A 2,928-nucleotide genomic window follows, 5' to 3' on the forward strand; every position below is an offset into this window, starting at 1 on the left:
ACCACGACTTCGGGAAGAACTTCGTCGGCCACGGCCGCAATGTCCTTTTCACTGGGCTTGCCCACGAAGACCAGCCGGTGGCGGGGGCACTTCTCGACGGCCTTGAGCCCTTCGGTAAGTTTTTCCGGCGTGTAATGGTCGTAATCGATGGTGGACAGGTTGTTGACCAGGCGAACATGTCCGAAATGCGCTCGCAGGCCCGACAGCCCACGCAACCGACATTGCAGACCGTCTTGACATCCTTGCCCGCATCCAGGTTGGAGCACTCGACCACCAGCATGCGCTCGCTCTTGAACGGCGCCATGGTGATGATGTTGCGCGGACACGCCTTGGCGCAGGCCCCGCAGCCCACGCACTTCTCATAGTCCACCCGGGCCAGCCCGTCCTCGACGTGGATGGCATCGAAATTACACGCCCGGGTGCAGTCGCCGAATCCCAGGCACCCGTAGGTGCAGCCCTGGACATCGGTCACCAGGTTGGCGGCGACGCAACGCTGTTCGCCAAAATAGGGGCTGCGGCCCAGGCGATCGTTGAAGTGGGCGCCGCAGTGGACCACCGGACGCCAGGGAAAACTCGCCTCCGCGTCCACGCCCATCACGTCGGCCAGGGCCTTGACGCAACTTTCGCCGCCGACCGTGCACTTGTTCACCGGCGCGTTGTCGTTGACGATCGCCTCGGCGTATTCACCACAGCCCACGTATCCGCAACCGCCGCAGTTGGCACCCGGCAGCACATCGATGGCCGCATCGATGCGCGGATCGACTTCCACATGAAAGGCCCGATTGGCCCATCCCAGAACGAATGACAGCACCAGCGCCATGGCCAGCATGGTCGTGGCCGCCAGCCCGATAATTACCCAAGACATGTTAACCCCCGATTTGCATTGATGGGTGGGACGCCGGTGTCACGGCAGGAATCTGCATTGCCTGCGACAGACGCAGCCCATCCGATCCGTTCAGCACACTGGATGCCTGTTTCTGTTCGACGGCGGCCGGTTCCGGCTTGGCCGTCATGGCCTTGCGCAGTCCCGAATCGACGCCGGTAAATCCCATGAAGGCCATGGCCAGGATGCCACCGATGACCAGGGCGATGGCCGCACCGCGGAACGGCTTGGGAATGTCGCACAGTTCGAGTTCCTCCCGCAGGCCGGCCATGATCACGATGGCGATGGTAAAGCCCACGCCGCCGAAAAAGGCCAGGGTCAAGGCGCGGCCCAGATCCCAGCGGTCGGCCGGATTCTCGACGCCGACCACGTGACTCATGATGGTCAGACAGGCGAAGAGGATGGCGCAGTTGGTGGTGATCAGCGGCAAGAAGACGCCGAAGGCCTTGTACAGCAAGGGGAAGAAGCGTCTGACGTACATCTCCACGAACTGTACCGAGGCGGCGATGGCGAAGATGTAGACGATGTAGCTCAAGATGGTCAGATCGACATGGGCCGCCGATTCGGCCGACATGAAGAGGCTGGCCGCCAGCCGGGTCAATGGCGCGCCGGGCATCAGCACGAAGGTCGTGATGCTCCAGGACAAAAAGGCGGCGATGGTGATGACGAAGGTCACGGCGGCGCCCATGCCAAAGGCCATGCTGACCCGCCGGGAGACACCGATGAAGGGGCAGATGCCCACGAAATAGTACAACACGAAGTTGTTGATCAGGGCCGCCCCCAGGGCGATGAGCAGAATATCGATAAGATAGTTCATGGTGTGGTCGGCTCCCTACGCTTTGTTGGCGCTCTTGCGAGCGGTAAACCAGTTGACGCAGCCCAGCAGAATCCCGAAGGTGAGAAACGCGCCGGGCGGCAGCACCATGATGACCCAGTCCGGCCAGACGGCGGGCAGGACCCGCAGGCCGAACAGGCAACCGGTGCCGAGAATCTCGCGAACGGCGGCGATGCTGGAGAGCGCCAGGCCGAATCCCAGGCTCTGGCCGATGGCATCGGCGGCGGCGATGCCGGCTGACTGCTTGGACGCGACCACCTCACAACGGCAGATGATGATGCAGTTGACGATGATCAGCGGGATGTACGGCCCGAGGGTTTTGCTCATCTGATAGAGATAGGCGGCCAAAAGCCGGTCGGCGATGGTCACGAAGGTGGCGATGGTCAGGGTGAAAATGACGATTCGCAGGTGCGGTTTAAGCAGATCCCGGATCAGGCTGGTGATCACGTTGGCGCACAGCAGCACGAAAGCCACGGCGCTGGCCATGGTCAGCGCGGCCATGAGGCTGTTGGTGACGGCCAGGGTCGGACACATGCCGAGCAGCTGGCGATAGACCGGGTTTTCCGGCAGGATGCCTTGAATAAAACGTTCCGCCGCAGTGGGTTGGTCAGCCATTGGCGTTGCCCCCTTTCCCCTTATCGGCCAGTGGTTGGCGCAGATCCGTGATGGTGGAATTGATCAGTGTGGTGACGCTGCGCGATGAAATCGTGGCGCCGGTGACGGCATCGATTTCACCCGGCTTGGTTTTTCCGGTCTTGACCACCACCAGGGGGGCGCCGGCCGGGATGTTGATAAACTGGCCCCGCCAGGTGTCGGTGATGATCTTGTTGCCCAGTCCCGGGGGTCTCCTTCTGGTCAAGCACGAACAGGCCCGTGATGGTGGAAAGATCCGGGGAGAGGCCCACCAGAAGTTCGATGGTATCGGCATATCCCTGACCCTTGGCCTTGACCACCCAGCCCTTGGGCTTTCCCTGATAGCTGGCCTGGTAGACGCTGTAGAATTTTTCAGTGGTCGGTTTCTTGACCGCGATCTGTTGGGGGACGATGTCCAGCTGCTGATTCTCGGCGGCCATTTTCTGGGCCTCGGCGCTGCCCAGGACCAGCTCCGGCACCTTTCTAAGGGTTTCGTTCAATTTGTTCTGTTCGATGACCGGGCCAAGGGCCAGTTGCACACCGGCCAGGGCGACACCGAACCCGACTGCCAGAAAGA

Annotated in this window: 3 protein-coding genes and 1 pseudogene; all 4 read right to left on the minus strand. The window is 61.8% G+C overall.

What is annotated here, in order from left to right:
- A partial coding sequence (locus tag JCM12296_RS33780; RefSeq protein WP_246805285.1) for an RnfABCDGE type electron transport complex subunit B occupies positions 1-865 on the minus strand: 865 nt, incomplete at its 3' end.
- Between the two features lies 1 nt (position 866).
- Positions 867-1,700: an electron transport complex protein RnfA gene (locus JCM12296_RS33785; protein WP_083456772.1), complete on the minus strand. Its 834-nt coding sequence runs from the start codon at positions 1,698-1,700 to the stop codon at positions 867-869.
- Positions 1,701-1,715: 15 nt separating this feature from the next.
- Positions 1,716-2,333, minus strand: coding sequence for an electron transport complex subunit RsxE (rsxE, locus tag JCM12296_RS33790; RefSeq protein ID WP_054702391.1), 618 nt, complete (start codon positions 2,331-2,333; stop codon positions 1,716-1,718).
- Positions 2,326-2,791 (minus strand): annotated as a pseudogene (locus JCM12296_RS51215) (RnfABCDGE type electron transport complex subunit G). Before JCM12296_RS51215 ends, rsxE begins: the two are co-directional and overlap by 8 nt.
- Positions 2,792-2,928: the final 137 nt, after the last annotated feature.

The organism is Desulfosarcina cetonica JCM 12296, assembly GCF_001311845.1.
Taxonomy (GTDB): Bacteria; Desulfobacterota; Desulfobacteria; order Desulfobacterales; family Desulfosarcinaceae; genus Desulfosarcina; species Desulfosarcina cetonica.

Coding starts and splice junctions, on each gene's coding strand:
- JCM12296_RS33785 (WP_083456772.1), bottom strand. CDS start 1,700: ATGAACTATCTTATCGATATTCTGCTCATCGCCCTGGGGGCGGCCCTG.
- rsxE (WP_054702391.1), bottom strand. CDS start 2,333: ATGGCTGACCAACCCACTGCGGCGGAACGTTTTATTCAAGGCATCCTG.